The 21,301-nt window shown below is 50.1% G+C and carries 18 protein-coding genes and 1 other annotated feature; of the genes, 6 read left to right on the top strand and 12 right to left on the bottom strand.

Annotation, left to right across the window (positions count from 1 at the left end):
- Positions 1–44 precede the first annotated feature (44 nt).
- The 6 genes from hemH to M979_RS00900 form a co-directional block, all read right to left on the bottom strand.
- Positions 45–1,007 carry a ferrochelatase gene (hemH, locus tag M979_RS00925; protein WP_064553118.1) on the bottom strand — a complete coding sequence of 321 codons (963 nt, stop codon included), beginning with the start codon at positions 1,005–1,007 and terminating at the stop codon, positions 45–47.
- Positions 1,008–1,141: 134 nt separating this feature from the next.
- Entirely contained in the window at positions 1,142–1,786 is a 645-nt protein-coding gene (gene adk, locus M979_RS00920; protein WP_034458097.1) for an adenylate kinase, read from the bottom strand.
- Positions 1,787–1,994: 208 nt separating this feature from the next.
- Entirely contained in the window at positions 1,995–3,869 is a 1,875-nt protein-coding gene (gene htpG, locus M979_RS00915; protein WP_064553177.1) for a molecular chaperone HtpG, read from the bottom strand.
- 237 nt (positions 3,870–4,106) lie between these two features.
- Positions 4,107–4,712 (bottom strand): recombination mediator RecR, encoded by a 606-nt coding sequence (gene recR / locus M979_RS00910; RefSeq protein ID WP_034458095.1) that lies wholly within the window; start codon positions 4,710–4,712, stop codon positions 4,107–4,109.
- A gap of 105 nt (positions 4,713–4,817) precedes the next feature.
- Positions 4,818–5,495, bottom strand: coding sequence for an isochorismatase family protein (locus M979_RS00905; protein WP_034458093.1), 678 nt, complete (start codon positions 5,493–5,495; stop codon positions 4,818–4,820).
- 75 nt (positions 5,496–5,570) lie between these two features.
- A complete protein-coding gene (locus tag M979_RS00900; RefSeq protein WP_064553116.1) occupies positions 5,571–6,437 on the bottom strand; it encodes a pirin family protein in 867 nt (288 codons plus the stop codon).
- A gap of 104 nt (positions 6,438–6,541) precedes the next feature.
- Between M979_RS00900 and M979_RS00895 the strand changes: the two genes are divergently transcribed.
- A complete protein-coding gene (locus M979_RS00895; RefSeq protein ID WP_245164610.1) occupies positions 6,542–7,453 on the top strand; it encodes a LysR family transcriptional regulator in 912 nt (303 codons plus the stop codon).
- 98 nt (positions 7,454–7,551) lie between these two features.
- On the opposite strand, the gene M979_RS00890 is transcribed toward M979_RS00895, so the two are convergent.
- From M979_RS00890 to M979_RS00875, 4 genes are all read right to left on the bottom strand, one after another.
- Positions 7,552–7,881, bottom strand: a complete 330-nt coding sequence (locus tag M979_RS00890; protein ID WP_034458087.1) for a YbaB/EbfC family nucleoid-associated protein — start codon at positions 7,879–7,881, stop codon at positions 7,552–7,554.
- Between the two features lie 210 nt (positions 7,882–8,091).
- On the bottom strand, positions 8,092–10,011 hold the full coding sequence (gene dnaX / locus M979_RS00885; RefSeq protein ID WP_064553110.1) for a DNA polymerase III subunit gamma/tau: 1,920 nt from the start codon (positions 10,009–10,011) through the stop codon (positions 8,092–8,094).
- Positions 8,698–8,762 (bottom strand) — a sequence feature (DnaX frameshifting element). It overlaps the preceding gene by 65 nt.
- Positions 10,012–10,110: 99 nt before the next feature.
- The gene (gene apt, locus M979_RS00880; RefSeq protein WP_034458083.1) at positions 10,111–10,662 is read right to left on the bottom strand and encodes an adenine phosphoribosyltransferase; all 552 of its coding nucleotides are present in this window, start codon (positions 10,660–10,662) and stop codon (positions 10,111–10,113) included.
- A 149-nt stretch (positions 10,663–10,811) separates the two neighbouring features.
- On the bottom strand, positions 10,812–11,189 hold the full coding sequence (locus tag M979_RS00875; protein ID WP_034458081.1) for a DUF454 family protein: 378 nt from the start codon (positions 11,187–11,189) through the stop codon (positions 10,812–10,814).
- 45 nt (positions 11,190–11,234) lie between these two features.
- Between M979_RS00875 and priC the strand changes: the two genes are divergently transcribed.
- From priC to rsmS, 3 genes are read left to right on the top strand one after another with little or no spacing between them, the layout of a single operon-like run.
- Positions 11,235–11,771, top strand: coding sequence for a primosomal replication protein PriC (gene priC / locus M979_RS00870; protein ID WP_034458079.1), 537 nt, complete (start codon positions 11,235–11,237; stop codon positions 11,769–11,771).
- 28 nt (positions 11,772–11,799) lie between these two features.
- Complete coding sequence (locus M979_RS00865) at positions 11,800–12,048, top strand: GlsB/YeaQ/YmgE family stress response membrane protein (protein WP_064553108.1); 249 nt, start codon at positions 11,800–11,802, stop codon at positions 12,046–12,048.
- Complete coding sequence (gene rsmS / locus M979_RS00860; protein WP_064516707.1) at positions 12,049–12,204, top strand: pleiotropic regulatory protein RsmS; 156 nt, start codon at positions 12,049–12,051, stop codon at positions 12,202–12,204. It abuts the gene before it with no gap.
- Positions 12,205–12,207: 3 nt separating this feature from the next.
- On the opposite strand, the gene mscK is transcribed toward rsmS, so the two are convergent.
- Positions 12,208–15,588, bottom strand: a complete 3,381-nt coding sequence (gene mscK, locus M979_RS00855; RefSeq protein WP_034458075.1) for a mechanosensitive channel MscK — start codon at positions 15,586–15,588, stop codon at positions 12,208–12,210.
- A gap of 129 nt (positions 15,589–15,717) precedes the next feature.
- Positions 15,718–16,359: a multidrug efflux transporter transcriptional repressor AcrR gene (acrR, locus tag M979_RS00850; RefSeq protein ID WP_034458073.1), complete on the bottom strand. Its 642-nt coding sequence runs from the start codon at positions 16,357–16,359 to the stop codon at positions 15,718–15,720.
- Positions 16,360–16,502: 143 nt separating this feature from the next.
- Here acrR and acrA point away from each other — a divergent pair, with 143 nt between their 5' ends.
- Both acrA and acrB read left to right on the top strand, forming a co-directional pair.
- Complete coding sequence (gene acrA / locus M979_RS00845) at positions 16,503–17,702, top strand: multidrug efflux RND transporter periplasmic adaptor subunit AcrA (RefSeq protein ID WP_034458072.1); 1,200 nt, start codon at positions 16,503–16,505, stop codon at positions 17,700–17,702.
- Positions 17,703–17,724: 22 nt separating this feature from the next.
- Positions 17,725–20,874, top strand: coding sequence for a multidrug efflux RND transporter permease subunit AcrB (gene acrB, locus M979_RS00840; protein ID WP_034458070.1), 3,150 nt, complete (start codon positions 17,725–17,727; stop codon positions 20,872–20,874).
- Positions 20,875–21,301: the final 427 nt, after the last annotated feature.

Below are 21,301 nucleotides of genomic sequence, written 5' to 3'. Positions count from 1 at the left end.
TAATCAGGCCGGAAATGGTAGCACATTAACGGCCCTAAGCGAGATCAGCGATATTTCTGCACCAGGTTCATCATCATTGCAATGTGGGCTGGGTCGTCATTAAGCGCAGGAATGTATTCATATTTTGTGCCACCTGCTTCGATGAAGACTTCACGGTTTTGCACCGCCATTTCTTCTAAAGTTTCGAGACAATCGGCAGAGAATCCTGGGCACATAACCTGAATGTGCTTCACCCCTTTCTCAGCCAACATTTTCAGTGTTTCATCGGTATACGGCATCAGCCATGGTTCGCGGCCAAAACGCGACTGATAAGTCATCATCACTTTTTCAGGAGGCAGCTCAAGCGCTGAAAGCAATTCACGGGTCGTATCACGGCAGCGTTGCGGGTAATCATCACCTTCGTTGGCATAACGCTGCGGAATACCGTGGTAGGAAAGCAGCAGAACGTCCGGCTCACCGTGCTGGGCAAAAGAGTGTTTTACTGAAGCCACCAACGCGTTGATATATGAAGTGTCTTCGGCATAATCGCGAATCAGTGAAATTGACGGCAATGAACGGTAATTGGCAAAAATACGCCCCAATTCATCCCAGACGGCCGCAACCGTTGAGCAAGAAAACTGCGGATAGAGCGGCAGCACCACAATATGGTCTACGTGATGCGTCATCAGTTCTTCCACAGCACTTTTCAGCGAGGGCGAACCATAACTCATCCCGAGTACAACCGGAGTGCCAGGTAACTGGGCAGCAAGTGCGGCCTGTTGACGGCGGCTATAGACCAGTAGCGGAGAACCTTCTTCCATCCATACCGACTGATACAGTTTGGCGACTCGAGCAGAACGCAGCGGCAAAATCACACCACGCAATAGCGGCCACCAAATTAGACGCGGTGTATCAACCACGCGTTTGTCGCTCAAAAACTGGCGTAAATAGCGTTTTACCGCAGCCGGAGTGGGAGCGTCAGGCGTGCCAAGGTTTGCCAGTAAGATACCCACTTTTTCCTGATTCATTTCCACTCCTTATCAACAGATTGCTGATAATTGTAACGTAAAAGTGCCTCAGGAGAACCGATTACAGCGAAAGGGCAAAATTTGGGTAAAAAAATACCAGGAACAAGTCCTGGTATTTTTATATACCCGGTGAATTAGCCGAGGATTTTAGCCAGCTCAGCACTCACTTCGGTCACTTTACGGGTGCCGTCGATTTTCACGTATTTGGTGTTACCGGCTTCTGCTTCTTTGCTGTAATAAGAGATCAGCGGAGCAGTCATCTGATGGTATTCCACCAGGCGCTTACGCACGGTCTCTTCCTGATCGTCTTTACGAGTAGTCAGCTCTTCGCCAGTCGCATCATCTTTGCCTTCCACTTTTGGTGGATTGAAGGTGACGTGATAAACGCGGCCAGATGGCGCGTGTACGCGACGGCCAACGATACGCTCAACAATCAGCTCGTCCGGTACGGCGAATTCCAGAACCACATCCACATTGATGCCCGCTTCTTTCATTGCATCAGCTTGTGGAATAGTGCGAGGGAAACCATCAAGCAGGAAACCGTTACGGCAATCTTCCTGGGTAATACGTTCTTTAACCAGAGCGATAACCAGTTCATCTGTAACCAGTTTACCGGCATCCATGATGTCTTTTGCTTGTTTGCCCAGCTCTGAGCCAGATTTCACTGCAGCACGCAGCATGTCACCAGTGGAGATTTGCGGAATGCCATATTTCTCCATGATGAACTGAGCCTGAGTTCCTTTACCTGCGCCCGGAGCGCCAAGCAGAATAATACGCATTGCGTAATTCCCCATTCGTTTGGATTTTTGATTATTTAAAGCAGAGGCGATGACCTTACCATTAAAGGCGTATTCACCTCAAGAATAGCGGGGCTTGTGAGCGCTGTTAGCGGCGTTTAGATGAAAAAAAACCTGCCGTTTTGGCAGGTTTTTGTCTTTTCTTGATAGTGGATGGCGAGTAAACGTAATCGCTACCCGCCCTCTGTCATTAAGAAACCAGCAACTGGTTCATACGACGAATAAACTGGTTTGGATCTTCCAGCGTACCGCGCTCAGCCAACAGAGCCTGGTCGAGCAGCAGCTCAACCCACTCGCCGAACTGCGCTTCATCTTGAGTATCCGCCACACGTTTTACGAGACCGTGATCCGGGTTCAGCTCAAAGATGTACTTCACTTCAGGCACTTCCTGGCCCGCAGCAGCAAACAGTTTTGCCATTTGCGTGCTCATGTCGTTGCTGTCGGTGGTCACGATAGCTGGCGTATCGGTCAAACGATGCGTCAGACGCACTTCTTTTACACGCTCGCCCAGCAGGGTTTTCACACGGTCAACAAACGGTTCAAGGGCTTTTTCCGCTTCTTTCGCTTCCGGCGTTTCTTCATCGGCCATTTTTTCCAGCGATTCGTCAGTTTTGCTGACTGACTGGAACATTTTGCCATCGAACTCGGTCAGGTAGCTCATCATCCACTCGTCGATGCGGTCAGAAAGCAGCAACACTTCGATGCCTTTCTTACGCAGCAATTCCAGATGCGGGCTGCTCTTCGCGGCTGCATAGCTGTCGGCGGTGATGTAGTAAATCTTCTCCTGCCCTTCTTTCATGCGTGACACGTACTCTTCAAGCGACACGGTTTGTGCAGCAGAATCGGTATGCGTGGTCGCAAAGCGCAGCAGTTTAGCGATAGCTTCCTGGTTTGCATTGTCTTCAGCAGGGCCTTCTTTCAGTACCAGGCCGAAGTTTTTCCAGAAGGTCTGGTATTTTTCACTGTCGTCTTTCGCCAGTTTTTCCAGCATCTGCAATACGCGTTTAGTCAGCGCACTACGCAGGTTCTGCGTTACGCGGCTGTCTTGCAGAATTTCACGCGACACGTTCAGCGGCAGATCGTTGGAATCTATCAGCCCGCGCACGAAACGCAGATAGTTCGGCATAAACTGTTCAGCGTCGTCCATGATGAACACGCGCTGCACGTACAGTTTCAGGCCGTGTTTGTGGTCACGGTTCCACATATCCCACGGTGCCTGAGACGGGATGTACAGCAGGCTGGTGTACTCTTGCTTCCCTTCCACGCGGTTATGGCTATAAGTCAGCGGGTCGGTGAAGTCATGAGCCACATGTTTGTAGAACTCGTTGTACTCTTCATCTTTAATTTCAGACTTGCTGCGGGTCCACAAAGCCTGGGCTTTGTTGATTTTTTCCCAGCCGAGAATGGTTTCACCGTCTTTTTCTTCACGGGTTTCAATCTCAACCGGCAAGGCGATATGGTCAGAGTATTTGCTGATGGTGGAACGCACGCGCCAGTCATCTAAGAACTCATCTTCACCTTCACGCAGGTGCAGAGTGATTTCGGTACCGCGATCGGCTTTGGTGATATCCGCAACGGTATATTCGCCAGCACCTTCAGATTCCCAGAACACAGCCTGATCAGCAGGTACACCTGCAGCACGGGTGCGCACGGTGACTTTGTCTGCCACGATAAACGCAGAGTAGAAGCCCACACCAAACTGGCCGATAAGCTGGCTGTCTTTCGCCTGGTCAGAACCCATAGATTCGAGGAACGCTTTGGTGCCTGATTTTGCAATCGTACCGAGGTGATCAATCGCTTCGTCGCGAGTCATACCGATGCCGTTGTCGGCAATGGTCAAAGTGCGTTTTTCTTTATCAAAAGAGACGCGCACACGCAGCTCACCATCACCTTCGTACAGGTCTGGCTGAGACAATGCGCGGAAGCGCAATTTGTCTGCCGCATCAGAGGCGTTGGAGATCAGCTCACGCAGGAAAATTTCTTTATTTGAATAGAGGGAGTGGATCATCAGGTGCAGAAGTTGTTTCACTTCAGACTGGAAGCCACGAGTCTCTTGTCCTTTCATGGTCATTGATACCTCAACAAAATCAAATTACGCAGGGGATTAAAACGTTGAGGGTGATATGAGGATAAGAAAGCAAGATTTCAAGCGGGGAAATGAATATCTCTTTTTCTTTACCCTAAATAATTGGAGTTGCATCAAGGCGGCAAGGAAGCAAATCTCCAGGAGCTTACTAAAGTAAGTGACTGGGGTTTGTGAGTGCAGCCAACGCAGATGCAGCTTCAAGTATGACGGGTAAAATTAGAAATTAATCTTGTGACGGCCAGCTAAAGAGTGCGAAAGCGTGGTGCCATCAACCATTTCCAGCTCGCCCCCCACCGGCACACCGTGCGCGATGCGGCTGGCATCCACGCCATATTGCCCGCATAGCTCGGCAATATAGTTGGCGGTGGCTTCACCTTCCACGGTAGGATTGGTGGCAAGAATAAGTTCTTTGATTGTCTCGCGCTCAAGACGCTGTTCGAGCCTGTCGAGACCAATATCTTGCGGGCCGATACCGTCAATCGGAGACAAATGCCCCATCAGCACAAAATAGCGCCCGGAAAACTGCCCGGTCGCTTCAATAGCGTGAATATCCGCAGGGGTTTCCACTACACAAATCTGACCGTTTTCCTGACGACGCGGATTGGCGCAGATTGCGCACACTTCCTGTTCGGTAAAGGTACGGCAATCAGCACAGTGGCCGATTTCAGACATCGCGCGGGTTAACGCTTGAGCAAGACGCATCCCACCGCTGCGGTCGCGTTGCAGGAGCGCGAACGCCATACGTTGGGCAGATTTTGGGCCAACACCTGGCAGGCAGCGCAAGGATTCCATAAGGGCGGTAAGTAAAGGACTGGTTTGCATCGCTCAGACTTCTGAAAAAAGAGTGGGCCATAGCCTAACATTAGCCCCGTGGAAGGACATAGAAAATAATCCCCTTGTGCGAGGTGCTGCGCAAGGGGAAAACTTTTAAGCGCGTTGGGAGTCGAGTTGCTCTTGATTGGTCACTACGTCTTGCGCTTTTTGGTAGCTTTCCATCAGCAAGCCATACTCAATAAACACACCACCCCACAGATTTGCCCACTCCATAGCATCGTCACGGTTCCAGGTGTGCTGGACTTCTGCTACTACGGCTGCGGTATCCATCGGTACAACCCCCGCCTGCACCACACGTGCCAAAGTCACTTCCTGGGCCATTTTGGAATAGGTACCTGAGGCATCAATTACCGCAAAGACTTTAAAACCTTCGGCCGCAGCACTGATCGCCGGGAAAGCCATGCATACGCTGGTTACAGTACCGGCAATAATCAGAGTTTTACGCCCGGTAGCTTTTACCGCAGCGACGAAATCGGGGTTGTCCCAGGCATTGATTTCACCTTTGCGCGGCACATATTGAGCATGCGGTGCGTACTGGTGGATTTCAGGGATCAGCGGGCCGTTCGGGCCTTGTGGCACAGAAGCGGTGGTGATCACCGGAATGTTGGCAAGCGTGGCAACTTTAGCAAGCACGGTGGCGTGAGTGCGTAAAGTTGGCATTGGCATATCGTGCACCAGTTGGAACAAACCACTTTGATGGTCGATAAGCAGCATGACCGCGTCGTTAGGGTCAATTGTAGGAATTTGTCCATTAAAGTTTGCAGGTGACATGTTTATATCCTCTTTTATTTACTAAATAAACTACTGAAAATTAACGGCTACCGGGACGATAGCCGTTTATGCTAGTTAAACTTTCTGGCCAAATTTTCCGCTGTTAAAATCGTCAATGGCCTCTTTGATTTCTTCACGAGTGTTCATCACAAATGGCCCATAACCGACCACTGGCTCATTAAGTGGCTCACCGCTCAACACCAACACAACGGCGTCGTTATTGGCTTCAAGCGTTACCGTCTCCCCTTTCGCATCCAGCACGACCAGTTGTGCTTCGCGAGCAATTTCCTGCCCATTGACCTGTACGGTGCCCTTGAGCACCACCAGCGCCGTGTTCCAGCCATCTGGCAGCGTCAGTTGCGTAGAACTGTGCGCATTGAGCCGCATATCCAGCACACGCAGCGGTGAAAACGTATGTGCCGGGCCTTTTGCGCCATCCATTTCGCCAGCGATGACTCGCACCTGGCCTGCGTTATCTGGCAGTGTCACGACCGGAATATCAGTGTCGGTAATGGACTGGTAGTTCGGTGGTGTCGATTTGTCTTTGGCTGGCAAGTTGACCCACAGCTGAACCATTTCAAGCGTACCGCCCTTCTCGCTAAATGCCGGTGAGTGGAACTCTTCATGCAAAATGCCACTACCTGCGGTCATCCACTGCACGTCACCCGGGCCAATCACCCCGCCGCTGCCGGTGGAGTCACGGTGCGCAACTTCACCTTTGTAGACGATGGTGACGGTTTCAAAACCACGGTGCGGGTGTACATCTACGCCACGCTGCCCTTTGTTGCTCGGCTTAAATTCCGCTGGGCCTGCGTAATCGAGCAGCAGGAACGGGCTGAGCTGTTTTTCAAATTTTGAGTAAGAAAACAGTGAGCGAACCGGGAAGCCATCGCCCACCCAGTGGGAAGCAGGTGCTGAATAAACGCCAAGAATTGATTTCATCGTTATCTCCATTGAGTGTCGATTTCTGTTGAGATAAAGCTTACTCATAAGACGAATTAGCCGGTAGACTCTCAAAATGAACTCAGTGTTCCATAAACAGGACAATGAAAATGCAAGACCTCAACGATCTATGGTATTTCGTGCAAGTGGTGGATAACGGAGGGTTTTCTCCTGCAAGCCGCGTTATCGGGATTCCAAAATCACGCTTGAGTCGCCGTATTGCGCTATTGGAAGAGAGCCTGGAGACACGCCTGATTCAACGTTCAACACGCAGTTTCACGGTAACCGAAGCCGGGCAGATTTTTTATCGCCACTGCAAGGCGATGATTATTGAAGCCGAAGCTGCGCAGGAAGCGATTAATTCGTTACGCGCAGAGCCTCGTGGGCTGATTCGCCTGAGCTGCCCAATTGCCCTGCTGCATGTGCATATCGGGGAGATGCTGGCGAAATTTATGGCCCTTTATCCGCAAGTCACCGTGCAGCTTGAAGAGACAAATCGCCAGGTTGATGTGCTCAATGAAAATGTCGACTTAGCGGTGCGGGTACGCCCATTGCCTCTGGACGATAGCGATCTGGTGATGCGTAAACTGGCAGATCGCGGCATGTGCCTGGTTGCCAGCCCCGAACTGGTTGAGCGCTTTACCACCCCAGCGTCACCGGCAGATCTTCAGCATTGGCCCAGCCTTGCGTTATCAAAACCACAGCAAGTTTATCGCTGGTGTCTGTTCGGCCCGGATAATCAGGAAGTGACGCTGCACCACAAACCACGCTTTGTGACCACCGATATGGATGCGCTACGAGCGGCTGCGCTGGCAGGTGTGGGTGTGGTTCAGTTACCAATACTAATGGTTAACAAGCAACTGGCAGACGGAAGCCTGGTACGTTTGTTACCAGAGTGGCGAGCGAGGCGTGAGGTTATTCATTTGGTGTTTCCTTCACGGCGCGGCCAGTTACCGGCGGTCAGGGCATTAATTGATTTTCTGGTGGAGAGTTATGCGGGGTTTGAGGAGGAGTGAGAATGTCATGTCGGGTGACGCTGCGCTTACCCGACCTACAAAAGACAAACAGCGTCAATCGTAGGGCGGATAAACGTATGCGTCATCCGCCAAACTGATCAAAACGGCATTTTGAAGCCTGGTGGCAACTGCATCCCGCTGGAAACACCCGCCATTTTTTCTTTCTGCGCTTCGCCAATACGGCGAGCGGCATCGTTGAAGGCCGCAGCAACCAAGTCTTCAACCATCTCTTTGTCGTCTTCCATCAGGCTTGGATCGATTTCCACGCGACGGCAGTTGTGAGCACCATTGATGGTCACTTTAACCAGACCCGCGCCAGATTCGCCAGTGACTTCCATTTGGGCGATTTCTTCCTGAACCTGGGCCATTTTTTCCTGCATCTGCTGGGCTTGCTTCATGATGTTGCCCAGACCGCCTTTTCCAAACATAGTCTTCTCTCTTTTGCTCGGGCCGACTAACCGCATCTACCCATCATCCTTCAAGCTGCCGGGGTGTTGGCTGCAGACGCTCACTCCAGTCACTTACTCAAGTAAGCTCCTGGAGATTCTCGTTCTGGCCGCCTACCCGCAACTCGAATGCTAGTGGGTATAACAATTAACGGCTATCAGGGTTTACAACAAACCAGCGTGGCTGGTCTGTCAAATAGGTCGAATACTGTCTTCATCCAGTTCCGCATCAAAGAAACGACGCAGTGTCTGAATGTTATTGTCAGTTCTCATTGATTCCCGCGCGTTCGCAAGCTTCTCTTCGTAGATAGCCTGACGCCACTCAAGCGGGGTACGTTGCGCAAGATTATCATCTTCAATAATAGTCAGCTCAACAGTTTCACCACTAAAAGTACTCATCGCGTCCGCCAGCGTTTTCTGTGCCGACGGTGAATTCAAATGCCTTAGTGCCGGACGCAAGTGCAAACAGACACGATTACCGTCCTGCTCTTTCCAGGCATTTAGTGCCAATTGCTGCACTAATTTCGGTAACACCAGCTGGCTAATTTCAGCCGACCAGCTATCACGCTCAATGGCCTCCAGAGCAAGCTTCTGCGCAAGCTCAGGTGTTTTCTCATGCTCCATCGCGCGCTTTAATGCTTTTGGTGTCGCAACGGGTTCTTCAACGACATCAGAAACAATTTGCGACTTCCAGCGATAAGCTTCGGGCTTAGGCTCAGGCTTTTCTTCTGTAAGCGCTGCGGGCCGGGACTGGATACGCTCGCTCACCGAGGCTAAACGTTCCAGAGCGGTGCTGTTCTTTGCCGGCCGCGCTAGATTTGGCGCTGCCGGCTCACTCTTTTTTGCTTTGTTGGCTCCCTGCTGGCGCATGAGCTGTGTTCGCGCTTGCAACACCTGACTGGTGGTGTCTGGCAGCGCAGACTCATTTGGCCGTGGCGCGGGTGCCATTTGTTGACGCACCGGAACAGGGTTCACCACCGGAATACTTTGTGCCTGCCGCGGTTGTTCGGGCTCCGGGAGTGGCTTGCGCGGGTGGAATGCCAGCGCGCGCAGCAGCGTCATTTCTATGCCCATGCGGCGATCTGGTGCCCAGGAAAGCTCTTTGCGGCCAATCAGCAAGGTTTGGTAATAAAGTTGGACTTCAGCAGGTGGCACGACGCGCGCCAGCTCACGCATACGCTGTTCAATCGCGGCCATGTCGCTGCCCAAAGCGGCAGGCGAAAGCTGAACCATTGCCACGCGGTGCAGCAAACTCAGCATTTCCACCAGCAACGCTTCCCACTCAACACCACGCCCGGCGGCTTCATTAAGCAAGTTCATCACTCGCTCACCATCAGCCTGCACCATCGCCTCTACTAGCGAAAGAGCCTGGTCGTCATCGAGCGTACCCAACATCGTGCTGACAGCGGCGGTTGTTACCTGCCCATCACCACTGGCAATCGCCTGGTCGGTAAGGCTTAGCGCATCACGCAGGCTGCCATCTGCAGCGCGAGCCAACAGTTGCAACGCACGGGTTTCGCTGGGGATTTTTTCTTCGCCAAGAATGTATTCCAGTTGATGGCGGATTTGTTCAACATCCAGCGCTTTCAGGTGGAATTGCAGACAACGCGAAAGAATCGTGACCGGCAATTTTTGCGGATCGGTAGTTGCCAGCAGGAATTTGACGTGCGATGGCGGCTCTTCCAGCGTCTTCAACAATGCGTTGAAGCTATGGCGGGAGAGCATATGCACTTCATCGATCAGATAGACTTTGAAACGGCCCCGCGCCGGGGCGTACTGAACGTTGTCCAGCAAGTCACGGGTATCTTCTACTTTGGTTCGCGAGGCGGCGTCGATTTCAATCAGGTCAACAAAGCGGCCTTGTTCGATTTCGCGGCAATTGTCGCACACACCACAAGGGGTGGCGGTAATGCCGGTTTCACAATTTAACCCTTTCGCCAGCAGGCGAGCGATAGATGTTTTACCCACGCCGCGCGTCCCCGAAAAGAGATAGGCGTGATGGATTCGGCCCATGGATAAGCCATTAGCCAGAGCAGTCAACACGTGTTGCTGGCCGACAACATCAGCAAAAGTTTGTGGCCGCCATTTGCGGGCTAAGACCTGGTAGCTCATACGAGATAGGCTCTACATCGCGGGTGTGAATTGGGGGGTAATGCTAACATAAGCCTCACCCATCGGGCGAGGCTTGAGATTGAAGAAGTGAGGCTGAACTCAGTGACCAGGGAAAAGGACGAGGCTGTAGCTTTTCACACCCATTTTTTCCAGGCGCTGTTCACCACCAATATCAAACAGATTGATGATAAACGCAGCGTCGGTCACTTCCCCACCCAAACGGCGGATAAGTTTCACTGTTGCTTCGATGGTGCCGCCAGTTGCCAGCAGATCGTCCACTACCAGAACTTTGTCGCCAGGCTCGATTGCATCAACGTGGATTTCCAGTTGATCGGTGCCGTATTCCAGTTCGTAATTTTCAGCGATAGTTTCACGCGGAAGTTTGCCAGGCTTGCGTACCGGGACGAAGCCGACACCCAGTTCCAGCGCAACCGGTGCACCAAATAAAAACCCACGCGCTTCAGTACCCACCACTTTAGTGATGCCGGCGTCTTTGAAGCGTGAGACTAATAACTCGATGCTGGTGGCGTAGGCTTTCGGATCTTCAAGCAAGCTGGTAACGTCACGGAATAAGATCCCAGGTTTTGGGTAGTCTGGAATACTTTTGATGCTATTTTTCAGATATTCAAGCTGCTGCGCAGTCGCGGTCATAATTAATGCCTGCTAAAAACATGGTTCTAACAAAGCACGGATCGGGTTAATTAATGAAGTATTGATGATTCATTAATCAGCCATACCATGCTCGAAAACGGTCGAATTTACTGGCTGGCACCAACAATTGCAACCACTGCAAATGCGGTTTATGGCTTTTGTTGCTTTTCATCAATTACCGGCATCCGCCACATAAAGAACAGCAGTGCGCACATCATCACTAATAATAGTAGTCTGACCCACAGAATATTGACCAGATAAAGGGACACCGCAAAGGTTAATACGATGAAAATCAGTGCTCTGGGTTTAGCTCCAGGCGGCAACGCACGATGGTCCTGCCAGTGGCGGATATAACTGCCGAACCATGAGCGGTACAGTAACCAGTGATGAAAGCGCGGCGAGGAACGGGCGAAGCACCAGGCCGCCAGCAGCAAAAATGGGGTTGTGGGAAGTAAAGGCAAGACAACACCCAGCGTCGCAAGGACTACCGCCAGCCAACCAATGATGATTAAAATGATCCGTTTCATTCATTATTCCGTACTTAAACACGTGCAACACTGGAGATTCATTTTGTGAAAACCGCCGCGCTGTTACAAGCTTTGGATGCTCGCGTCGCGGAACTCGCACAGGCCATTGCGCCTGTCTCGTTACAACGCGCATCGCAAGCACGCTTCGATCGTAAACTGTTTTCCACTCACAGCACACAGCTCAAAGATTATTTGACCGAAGTTCAGGCAAATCTCGCGCAGTTAGAGCTTAGCGTGAAAGTCGGCAAAGCGGAGCAAGTTGCTTATCTCGCCGAAAAACTCGTGGCACAGATTTCCGCGTTGCAGCGTGAACTGGCGACCTGGAAGATGCGTAAAAATGATCCACAACCGCCCGTGGTTGAAAACTTGTATGAGAAGCTCTCAACCCATCAGGATTATGAGCGCCGCATCCAGATTATGATTAGCGATCGTGAAAGCCAACTTTCGGTACAAGTCACGCTCGCCGGACAGCAAAAACTCCAGAAAGAACTAGCCGCTCTTGAAGGTCGTTTGCAGCGTTGTCGCCAGGCACTCACTCGTATAGAGCGTGCAATCGAAAGGCGAGAGCGTGGACTAAGCTAACTAGAGTCGGTGAATCTGGAGCAAAGCCATGGGACTTTTAGCCTGGGTAATAATCGGTGTGCTGGTCGCGGTAATAATGAAACTATTATGCCCAGCCAGAAGCGGCGTGTTTGCGATTGCGGTCGTGACGACCACCGCGGGAGCACTTATCGGCGGCTATATTTGCGCCGTGTTTAATATTGGTACATTGGCAACGCTTGATGTGCGCTCGCTGTTAGCTGCAGTGGCCGGATCGCTGCTTTTTCTCTTTTTATTTCGCAAACTACGGATCAACTAAATGTCGCTGGAAAACGCACCAGAAGAAGTGAAACTGGCTGTCGATTTGATAATGCTGCTGGAACAACATGAAATCCCGACGGAAACCGCGCTCGCAGCGCTTGAGATTGTCCGTCAGGATTTTTTGCGTAAACGGGAAGAGAACACCTCCCGCTAATTTTTACTGGGCAGGAACGATGTCACCACCGTTTGATTTGCCATTATTATCGCGTTTCACTTCTGTCAGTTCATCGCCTTTATCATTACGCAGATGCACTTCGAGTTGGTTGAAGGCGATATTAATGCCGTTCTCACGACATAGACGATCGATGGTCCGGTTTAGCTCATCGACGGTGTAGCTGCGGTCACGCAGTTCACGCACATACAGGCGCAGTTCGTGATCCAACGTGCTGGCCCCGAAGGTGGTGAAGAACACCGTTGGCTCAGGGTCGTGCATCACTTTCGGATGCTCATGTGCAGCTTTCAGTAAGATCTCACGTACTTTATCCAGATCAGACCCGTAAGCCACACCGAGGCGGATAACTACGCGAGTGATCGTGTCGGTAAGCGACCAGTTGATCAGTCGTTCCGTCACAAACGCTTTGTTCGGGATGATCACCTCTTTGCGGTCAAAGTCAGTAATCGTGGTGGCTCGAATACGAATTTTGCTGACGCTACCGGAAAAGGTGCCAATCGTGACGGTATCGCCGATACGCACCGGGCGCTCGAAGAGGATAATCAGGCCGGAAACGAAGTTACCGAATATCTCCTGCAAACCAAAACCTAAGCCCACCGACAGCGCGGCTGCCAGCCATTGCAACTTATCCCACGACACACCGAGAGAGCCGAAGATAGTCATCGCCCCTACCGCAGTAATGACGTAGTTAAGAATCGTGGTGATGGCATATGAAGCCCCCTGACGCATTTGCAGACGCGAAAGTACCAGTACTTCAAGCAGGCCCGGTAAGTTGCGAATCAGCACCCAGGCAACAGCAAAAGCAATCGCGGCAAATAACAGGCTGCCCATGGTGACGTTTTTCACTACTGCCACACCAGCTTCGGAAGCGCTATAACTCCAGAGCTGGATGCTGTCCAGATATCCGAATACCCCGAACAAATCAGACCAAATGGTGTAGAACACCAGAGCAAATAGAGCGAACAGGGCAATGATAGCCAGACGCATGGTCTGTTGGTTGATTTGGTCCAAAGCCAACGGTGGCTCTTCTACCGGCTCGCCCCCTTCAGCCCCCTCTTTCACCAGATTCTCACGGCGCGCAACGGCACGGCGATAAGCCATACGACGCGCCGCAACACTTAATCCGCGCAAGACGGTCTGATAGACCAGGTTCCAGACGAGTATCAGATAGATAGTTTCAATCCAACGACCAGCAAGGCGAAGTGTCGTATAAAAATACCCCATTGCTGTCAGCACGATTAACACCGCAGGCACCACGCCCATCATCGTGACAGTAAACAACTGCATGGTGTGGTTGTTTTTGTTGCGCCAGTTTTCACGGCACATTGGGAAGACCAGTGCGGTGATAAGCAACAAGTTGAAGAAGATAATCAGTTGCCCCAACGCATCTTCAACCAGATGTAGCGGCGAACGTTCACCCAGCACCGACCAGAATAGCAATGGTAATAGAGCACAACCTATACGCACTAATTGGCGGCGATAATGGCTGCACAATTGCGGTTGCATATTAAAGTGGCTAACAGCAACACCATTTTTAGACAGCACCTGGTAAGTTAAGCCGAAGACTAACCAGAACAAGGAGAGCTGTTTGCAAAATGCCAGCATCGATTCGCTGATGTTCATCTGCAAGCCAGCAAACACCAGGCCAATTGAGTAGATAACCAGCGCGCCAGGCAAAACTTTAACCAGCGTCAGAGCAATGGCTTTCGGGGTCAGCATTTGGCTGTCGTTACGCAGTTGCCCAACACGGCTCGCCTGCTTTTCCAGATAGCGGTCTATCGCTTTAAAGCGCCAGCGTATAACGCCTGCCAACAACAAAGCCGGAATCATCAGTAGCAGGATGGCGAGAATTTTAAGCGAGTTTTCTGGCCCTTTAAAATTGAGGCTGGCGTTTTTAAACTGATCGCGCAGCGAAGAAGGCAATGATTTCAGCCAGTCCCAATCCATCGGCTTATTACTGGTTACCCAGAAAATTTGCTCAGTCAGGATCTGGTCGAGTGATTTCGTGACGTTTTGCAGTTGCTGCTGGTTGTTCTGCAAATTAATGGCCAGCATTAACTGCATACCAAGCTGTTTATTGAGCTGGTCGAGCAATTCACGGCGAGTATCCAGAACCTGCAATAACGCATCGTGAACTTCCGGAGTGACATCCGCTTTATGGCCATCTTCGATTTTCGCGACCAGTTCGTCCGGCTGGAACAAAGCGTCACGTTGTTGGTTCACATCAAACTGTTCGAGACGAATATCCGCAATCCGGTTGGTCAGATCTTCAGTGTCTTCGGCAGACGGCAGGTTTTGTTGCTGCTGTTGGTAAAGAATACGCGACAACAACAAGCTGCCTTTCAGAACGGCGATCTGCTCTTTGAGGTTACGTTCAGATTGCAGAGCGCGATCCAGTGTATTTTTAATGCGAATGCTCGAAGGTACCATTTCATTGGCATGCTGAGTGGCGTCAATCAGACGCTGACTCAGCTGATGATTGATGTCTAATTCCTGTTTAACCAACGGGTTTTGCTGAATTTTAACGGTATCTTCAGAGTCTATGGCGTCCTGCGCGGTCTGCTGCGTCAGTGTTAAACGCTTGCTGCTTGACGCTTTCTGCAAGAGTTGCAGCGTGATTTCCATTTGATTGATATGCGCATTGGTGTAGTCACGTTGTTTTTGCAGCGCATCTTGCAAAATAGTGTTGCCTTTCAGGCTTTCGCTCTGCTGTTGAAGCTGTGCGTTCAACAAAGCCTGTTGCGCAAGTAACAACGTTTGCTGGCTTGGGCGTAAATCTGCGGCCCCCGGCGTTACGCCATTAAGGCGGTTGCGAATCGTTTCAAGCTGAGCCGATGCCGCATTCATCGCGTTTTGTACGCGTTCAGGTTGCGTTTGCAATGAAATCAGCTGGCTGTTCCAGGTCGCTAAATCGCTTTGCGCGTTCTGCAAATTCGTCACCAACTCACTGAGGCGAGTTTCAAGCTGGCGCAGACTCAGCGCTTCAATTTCAGCCTCTTCATTGGCCGCATTAACCTGTTGGCTCTTAATCTCATTGAGTGCATCAGTAGCTTTGCGCAGCACTTTCGGCGCTTCAACTATCTGCTGATGGAGTTTTTCCGCTTCATCCTTGAGCCGGTCAATTTTATCCAGCACCTCAAGAGTTTCATTGAGATCTTGTTGGGTGAGTTTGTCATTTGGAGACAGCGTCTTTTGCTTATTCAGGGCAGACAGCTGATTTTGAATTTCATCGCGGCTCGGCAGATCGCTACCATTTTTTTGCGCCCAGACTGGCTGTGCCAGCACGCAAAGCAGGCTAACGAATGCAATAAGAAAAAAACGTGCGGATAGGCGACGTGAATAGAGTGAACACAAGAGTTGCGGCATAGTTTGACAGTGTTTGAGAACAGGCCGAAGGATGGCGAGTTAAAGACGAAATATGAGCCGCAAGATTAGCACGTCTTTTCGGAAAAACCTTGGTCAACTGTGTTCGGAATTACCCTAATAAGCATATTTTTATTGTGGAATGGATCTCATGGTTGGGCAGGTTTGAAACATTTCCAACAGAATTGCGACGTAGTCTTCGGCCTGGCCATGGAGATCAAAACTATCTGGCGCAACCAGCCAGTTTTCAATCAGCCCGGTAATGTAACTACGCAGTAAGATAACGGCGTGGGGAAGGCGCAAGTTTTTCGGTAACATCTCAGCATCAATACAACGCTGTAAACTGCTCTCAATTCTCTCGTTTCCTTCCATATAAAGTTCGCGTCTGGCTTGCTGTAAAACCGCAAGTTCTCCAACAAATTCACATTTATGGAAAATGATTTCGGTCATCAAACGACGGCGTTCATCAACAACAGTTGCTTGTAATATGTAAATTAATAACTCTCTTACAACAGAAAGTGGATCGTCAGGAAATTTTGCCCGATACTCAGTTTCTAAATCGCCAATACTGGACTCAGTTAGCTCCCAGATTTCATTAAACAAATCCGACTTATTTTTGAAATGCCAGTAGATTGCACCACGGGTTACACCAGCTGCTTTTGCGATATCTGCCAGTGAAGTTGCGGAAACTCCGTGTTGTGAAAACAAGCGGATTGCAACATCCAGAAGGTGTTGGCGAGTTTCCAGTGCTTGTTGTTTGGTTTTTCGTGCCATAAGTGGGTGAAACAACGGTAGTTAGATTTACATACATTTGTGAATGTATGTACCATAGCACGACGATAATATAAACGCAGCAATGGGTTTGTGGACATTTGATCCATTGAACAACTTTGAAATCGGACACTCGAGGTTTACATATGAACAAAAACAGAGGGTTTACGCCTCTGGCGGCCATTCTGATGCTCTCAGGCAGCTTAGTACTTACAGGATGTAATGACAAAGAGACAAAACAGAGTGCGCCGCATACCCCAGAAGTGGGTGTGGTAACTCTGAAAAGTGCTCCTTTGCAGATAACTACAGAGCTTCCTGGCCGTACAAGCGCTTATCGTATTGCAGAAGTTCGCCCACAAGTCAGTGGCATCATCCTGAAACGTAACTTCGAAGAAGGAAGTGAAATCAAGGCTGGCGTGTCTCTGTACCAAATCGATCCTGCAACATACCAGGCAGCATATGACAGCGCCAAAGGCGACCTCGCTAAAGCACAAGCAAGTGCAAACATCGCTCAACTGACGCTTAAACGTTATCAAAAACTGTTGGGTACTAAGTACATCAGTCAACAAGATTACGACACTGCACTTGCCGATTCACAACAGGCAAACGCATCTGTTGTGGCTGCTAAAGCCGCCGTTGAAACTGCTCGCATTAACCTTGCGTATACCAAAGTGACATCACCTATTAGTGGTCGCATTGGTAAGTCTTCTGTTACTGAAGGCGCTCTGGTGACTAGTGGACAGGCCTCTGCACTGGCGACAGTACAACAGCTCGACCCTATTTATGTCGATGTGACCCAATCCAGCAACGATTTCTTGCGCCTTAAGCAAGAGCTGGCGGAAGGCAAACTGAAACAAGAAAACGGTAAAGCAAAAGTCAAATTAGTGACCAACGACGGTATCACTTTCCCGCAGGAAGGCTCTTTAGAGTTTTCTGACGTGACGGTTGACCAGACCACCGGTTCTATCACTTTGCGAGCTATCTTCCCGAACCCAGATAAAACGTTATTGCCGGGCATGTTTGTTCGCGCGCAACTGGAAGAAGGTACCAATCCAAACGCACTGTTAGTTCCACAACAAGGTGTAACTCGTACACCGCGTGGTGATGCTTCAGCAATGGTCATTGGTAAAGAAGACAAAGTGGAAGTACGCAATATCACCGCAACTCAAGCTATCGGCGACAAATGGCTGGTAACCAGTGGGTTGAAGGATGGTGATCGCGTTATTGTGACCGGTTTGCAAAAAGTGAAACCCGGTGTTCAGGTGAAAGCGCAGGAAGTGGCGGCAGAAAATAAAGGCCAGGATCAAGCAGCCGCTGGCGCACAGTCTGAACAAACGAAGTCTTAACTTAAACAGGAGCCGTTAAGACATGGCTAAGTTTTTTATCGATCGCCCGATTTTTGCCTGGGTAATCGCCATCATTATTATGTTGGCGGGCGGGCTTGCGATCATGAAATTACCGATCGCGCAATATCCAACCATTGCGCCACCGGCAATTTCGATCTCAGCAAACTATCCAGGTGCAGATGCAAAAACGGTACAGGATACCGTTACACAGGTTATCGAACAGAACATGAACGGTATCGACAACCTGCTGTACATGTCCTCATCCAGTGATTCCTCTGGTTCTGTCACCATAACCATTACCTTTGATTCTGGTACTGACGCGGATATCGCGCAGGTACAGGTTCAGAACAAACTGCAACTTGCAATGCCACTGCTTCCTCAAGAAGTACAGCAGCAAGGTGTTAGTGTTGAGAAGTCTTCAAGTAGCTTCCTGATGGTTCTCGGTATGATCAACACCGATGGTTCCATGACACAGGAAGATATTTCGGACTACGTTGGCGCAACCATTAAAGACCCGATCAGCCGTACTCGTGGTGTCGGTGATGTTCAGCTGTTTGGTGCTCAGTACGCGATGCGTATCTGGATGGATCCGAACAAACTGAACAATTACCAACTCACGCCGGTTGATGTCATCGCAGCTATCAAAGCGCAGAACGCCCAGGTAGCAGCAGGTCAGTTAGGTGGTACTCCACCAGTTAAAGGCCAGCAACTTAACGCCTCTATCATTGCTCAGACCCGTTTAAAATCTGCCGATGAGTTCAGCAAAATTCTGCTGAAAGTGAATCAGGATGGCTCACGTGTTCTGCTTAAAGATGTGGCAAAAGTTGAGCTGGGTGGCGAGAACTACAACGTTGTCGCACGTTACAACGGCCAACCTGCATCTGGTTTAGGTATCAAACTGGCAACCGGTGCTAACGCCCTGGATACCGCCAATGCGGTCCGTGCTACTGTGGAAAAACTACAACCGTTCTTCCCTGCGGGTCTGAAAGTTGTATATCCATATGACACCACGCCATTCGTTAAAATCTCTATCAAAGAGGTAGTAAAAACCCTCGTTGAAGCAATCGTGCTGGTGTTCCTGGTAATGTATCTGTTCTTGCAGAACTTCCGCGCCACACTGATTCCAACGATTGCCGTACCAGTAGTATTGCTGGGTACCTTCGCTATCCTTGCCATATTTGGCTATTCGATAAACACCCTTACGATGTTCGGGATGGTGCTTGCGATAGGCCTGTTGGTAGATGATGCGATCGTAGTTGTAGAGAACGTTGAGCGTGTCATGGCGGAAGAAGGATTGCCGCCGAAAGAAGCCACACGCAAATCAATGGAGCAGATACAGGGCGCTCTGGTCGGTATCGCCATGGTTCTGTCAGCGGTATTTATACCGATGGCGTTCTTCGGCGGTTCCACAGGTGCAATCTATCGTCAGTTCTCTATTACTATCGTATCGGCGATGGTGCTCTCCGTACTGGTGGCATTGATTTTGACACCTGCACTGTGCGCCACCCTGCTTAAGCCAATCAATAAAGGCGACCACCACGAGAAGAAAGGCTTCTTCGGCTGGTTTAACAATATGTTCGACAAGAGCACGCATCATTATACCGATAGTGTCGGTAACATCTTGCGTAGCACCGGTCGTTACTTAGTGCTTTATCTGCTGATTGTTGTTGGCATGGCCTTCCTGTTTATTCGTCTGCCAAGTTCCTTCTTGCCAGATGAAGACCAGGGCGTGTTCCTGACCATGGCGCAATTGCCTGCAGGTGCGACGCAAGAACGTACACAAGCCGTTCTTGATGATGTGACCAAGTACTACCTCGAAAAAGAGAAAGACAACGTTAACTCCGTATTTACCGTTAACGGCTTTGGCTTCTCGGGACAGGGGCAGAACACCGGTCTGGCATTCGTATCCTTGAAAGACTGGGATGAGCGTCCAGGTGAAGAGAACAAGGTTCCAGCTATTGCTGGTCGCGCAAGCGCCGAATTCTCGAAAATCAAAGATGCCATTGTGTTCGCATTTAACCTGCCAGCGATCGTTGAACTGGGTACGGCAACGGGCTTCGACTTCCAGTTGATTGACCAGGCAAACCTTGGACACGAAAAACTGACTCAGGCGCGTAATCAATTGTTTGGTGAAGTCGCTAAACACCCTGACCTATTGGTGGGTGTGCGTCCAAACGGTCTGGAAGATACACCTCAGTTCAAAATTGATATTGACCAGGAAAAAGCCCAAGCATTGGGTGTTTCTATCAGCGATATCAACACCACACTTGGTGCTGCATGGGGTGGTAGTTACGTGAACGACTTCATCGACCGTGGTCGTGTGAAGAAGGTTTACCTGATGGCTGATGCGCCATTCCGTATGCTGCCAAGCGATATCAACAACTGGTATGTTCGCGGCTCTACCGGGCAAATGGTGCCATTCTCAGCGTTCTCTTCGGCGCACTGGGAATACGGCTCACCGCGTCTGGAACGTTACAACGGCTTACCTTCCATGGAAATCCTTGGTCAGGCAGCTCCGGGTAAGAGTACCGGTGAAGCGATGGATCTCATGGAACAACTGGCCAGCAAACTGCCAACCGGTATCGGTTATGACTGGACGGGTATGTCATATCAGGAACGTCTGTCTGGTAACCAGGCCCCTGCCCTGTATGCCATCTCCCTGATCGTGGTGTTCCTGTGTCTGGCTGCACTGTATGAGAGCTGGTCGATTCCATTCTCGGTCATGCTGGTTGTTCCACTTGGTGTTGTCGGTGCACTACTTGCCGCAACATTCCGTGGCCTAACCAACGACGTGTACTTCCAGGTAGGCCTGCTGACAACCATTGGCTTGTCGGCGAAGAACGCGATACTTATCGTAGAATTCGCCAAAGACCTGATGGATAAAGAAGGCAAAGGCTTGATTGAAGCCACACTGGAAGCTGTTCGTATGCGTCTGCGTCCGATTCTGATGACATCACTGGCGTTTATCCTCGGGGTAATGCCACTGGTAATCAGCTCCGGTGCAGGCTCCGGTGCACAGAACGCCGTAGGTACAGGGGTAATGGGCGGGATGGTTACTGCAACAGTCCTGGCTATCTTCTTCGTACCTGTGTTCTTCGTGGTAGTTCGTCGTCGCTTCAGCCGTAAATCTGAAGATATCGAACACACTCACGCGGTTGAGCACCACAAGTAGGTCTAAATCTGCAATTAAAAGGCCGCGCAAGCGGCCTTTTTTATATCCGCCGCCCTTATTTGTCATATTAATAAATAACGATAGTTGCTGGCTTTTTCTACGATAGGTTTCGAAATGTTGCAATAAAAAACCGATTGCACTTGAATATGATGACAAGATATTTCTTAAATTCACTGGCACATGAGGTATGAAGGCTCATACTAATATATTAGGATTATTCTCAATTGATTCCTTATTTACACCCCGTCTTAGGTTCATTGCTGCAACACAAAATTAACCTATTGAATATAAACTGCTTTCTTAAACATTCACTTAAGTTAATTTATCAGACAATGCTTTTAAAATAAGTGAAAGTCTTAATAAACATTACGTTAGAGTAAACAGCTTTGCTGTAAATGTAATTTTTCGTAATAGTGAAAGGAAATCT

Origin of the sequence: Buttiauxella noackiae ATCC 51607, assembly GCF_001654865.1 — a bacterium.
Lineage (GTDB): Bacteria > Pseudomonadota > Gammaproteobacteria > Enterobacterales > Enterobacteriaceae > Buttiauxella > Buttiauxella noackiae.
The sequence above is the reverse complement of the archived record's forward strand: the minus strand, read 5'-3'. Positions and strand labels throughout refer to the sequence as shown.